Origin of the sequence: Bacillus sp. AFS001701, assembly GCF_002559405.1 — a bacterium.
GTDB lineage: Bacteria > Bacillota > Bacilli > Bacillales > Bacillaceae_G > Gottfriedia.
In genome coordinates this window covers 1-1,501 of record NZ_NTZO01000686.1, presented here as the reverse complement: position 1 = coordinate 1,501, position 1,501 = coordinate 1, and the positions used below count along the sequence as shown (strand labels likewise).

The 1,501-nt window shown below is 28.8% G+C and carries 4 protein-coding genes; 3 read left to right on the top strand and 1 reads right to left on the bottom strand.

Annotated elements, in window-relative coordinates; translation table 11 throughout:
* The first annotated feature begins 127 nt into the window (after nucleotides 1–127).
* Nucleotides 128–313 (top strand): YkvS family protein, encoded by a 186-nt coding sequence (locus CN514_RS24620; RefSeq protein WP_098234811.1) that lies wholly within the window; start codon nucleotides 128–130, stop codon nucleotides 311–313.
* A 212-nt stretch (nucleotides 314–525) separates the two neighbouring features.
* Here the strand turns inward: CN514_RS24620 and CN514_RS26705 are convergent, their stop codons facing one another.
* Nucleotides 526–636, bottom strand: a complete 111-nt coding sequence (locus tag CN514_RS26705) for a DUF6254 family protein (RefSeq protein WP_286141830.1) — start codon at nucleotides 634–636, stop codon at nucleotides 526–528.
* Nucleotides 637–894: 258 nt separating this feature from the next.
* On the opposite strand from CN514_RS26705, the gene CN514_RS26955 reads away from it, so the two are divergent.
* On the top strand, nucleotides 895–1,110 hold the full coding sequence (locus tag CN514_RS26955) for an efflux RND transporter permease subunit (protein ID WP_098234810.1): 216 nt from the start codon (nucleotides 895–897) through the stop codon (nucleotides 1,108–1,110).
* Nucleotides 1,076–1,501 (top strand): efflux RND transporter permease subunit (locus tag CN514_RS24610; protein ID WP_353652095.1); only part of this gene is annotated, 426 nt, incomplete at its 3' end. The genes CN514_RS26955 and CN514_RS24610, both read left to right, overlap by 35 nt.

Sequence of the window (1,501 nt, the reverse complement as noted above, 5' to 3'; positions counted from 1 at the left end):
TTTTTAAACATAATTTCTTATGAAAAAAGACAAAATTGTAAAAAAATTTAAATTTTCTCTTTACCTTTAAACCGTTTTCATGCATTATAGAAGGTGTCAAATCAAAACTTTGTTAGGAGATACGCTCATGAAAATTGCAGAAGCTGGAAATATCATTGAGTTTAAACAGGGGTTGAAAGGTAGAGTACAAAAGGTTAATAAAAATTCTGTCATTGTTGACATATCCATAATGGAAAACTTCAGAGATTTAGAACTGGAACCGCTAACAGTCGTAAACCATAAAAATTATAAAATAGTAAGAACAGCAGAATAGTTTAAAAATAGTAGATTCTACTTATATTCATATTTTAAAAGGTTCGAACTACATAGATTTCGATTCTATTAGAATTTCATTAGAATTCTTAACCAAATCAGTCTCAGGTCCCGTGTATATCACGGGACTTTTTTTTATGATTACAAATGAAAATGTGATAAGTGATATTCACGAAAAAAACTGGTACCAATGACTCTTAGTAAAGGAGCTAGCTATTTTGTTTCTTTGTCCAATTCTTTAAACGATTTTACTTTATCATGTGGCTGATGGTTCGACTTTCTTTCATTCCAAAATCGTTCCTTTTCTTTTTTTGATTTTGACATTTTCATACCTCCTAAAATTAATCAATTTCTTGCCATCTTATCATTTCACAAAAAATGAAAATCTATGTTAATTATTTTTAGAAGGATTGAGCATGAAAATCGTATAAATTTTAAAATCTTTCTCTTGAATTTTAAAACGAGCATTCTAGAGTTGAAATGAACATTCTATTACTGATAGAAAAAACGCCATTAAAAGATTGAAAATTCGGACTATACTATTTATCACTTTATGACTAGCAATAGAAAGGAAGGTAGTTAATGAACTTTTTAACTAAGTTTAGTTTAAAAAACTCTGTAGCAATATTTATTATTTCGTTTTTATTACTATTTGGAGGATTATATTCTTATTCAAAATTAAAAGTTGAAGAGCTTCCAAATATCGAATTTCCAGCAATCTCTGTTCAAGTTGTTTCCCCTGGTACAGCACCAGATGATATAAATGAGCAGATTACGACAAAACTTGAAAATATTTAAATTAATCGAAGATATTAAGACACTTTCAAGTTCTTCATTCGAAAGCGTTTCTGTTATTAATTTAGAATTTCCATTTAATACGGATATGGATAATGTTGAACAACAAATAAATACGAGTTTAAAGGACGCTGGCTTACCTGAAAATGTAACAACAAAGGTAGACCGTTTTTCGTTCGGATCATTCCCTATTTATTACATCTCTATGTTTTCAAAAGATGGTTCAAATATCGAATCAACTTTAAATGACGAAATTGTACCAGCTTTAAATAAAATTGAAGGAGTAAACAGTGTTTCGATAGGTGGAGGAAAATCTACTTCCTTATCAATCGAAGTTGATAAGCAAAAAATTGCAAATCTAGGGCTTTCTTTAACAAGTATTAAAGATCAAATT

Excerpts from the sequence above, each read along its gene's own strand:
- CN514_RS24620 (WP_098234811.1), top strand. The coding sequence starts at position 128 with ATGAAAATTGCAGAAGCTGGAAATATCATTGAGTTTAAACAGGGGTTG.
- CN514_RS26705 (WP_286141830.1), bottom strand. The coding sequence starts at position 636 with ATGTCAAAATCAAAAAAAGAAAAGGAACGATTTTGGAATGAAAGAAAG.
- CN514_RS26955 (WP_098234810.1), top strand. The coding sequence starts at position 895 with ATGAACTTTTTAACTAAGTTTAGTTTAAAAAACTCTGTAGCAATATTT.